This window comes from Pseudomonas sp. OTU5201 (assembly GCF_038440135.1).
GTDB classification, from domain to species: Bacteria; Pseudomonadota; Gammaproteobacteria; order Pseudomonadales; family Pseudomonadaceae; genus Metapseudomonas; species Metapseudomonas resinovorans.
Window position 1 is genome coordinate 1 of record NZ_JASATC010000123.1, and the last position, 269, is coordinate 269.

1 protein-coding gene is annotated in these 269 nt (G+C 65.8%); it reads left to right on the plus strand.

Annotated features, from left to right (window positions below):
* On the plus strand, positions 1-269 hold a 269-nt coding region (locus AAHM40_RS27130; protein WP_342247456.1), incomplete at both ends, for a hypothetical protein.

Sequence of the window (269 nt, forward strand, 5' to 3'; positions counted from 1 at the left end):
CTGCCGGCCAATGGCACCCTGCTGCTGAACGGCGTCGCGCTGGCCATCGGTGACAGCGTCCCGGCGACCGGCAATGGCGCTTCGCTCACCTTCGTGCCCAACGCCAACTGGAATGGCACCACCGACTTCCAGTACGCCTCGGTGGATAACCAGGGCCTGGAAGACGGCACTCCCGCCACCGGCACCATCACCGTGGCGTCGGTTAACGATGCCCCGGAAACGGCAGTGACTTCTGCCTCCGGCAATGAGGACTCGACCGGTATCCCGGT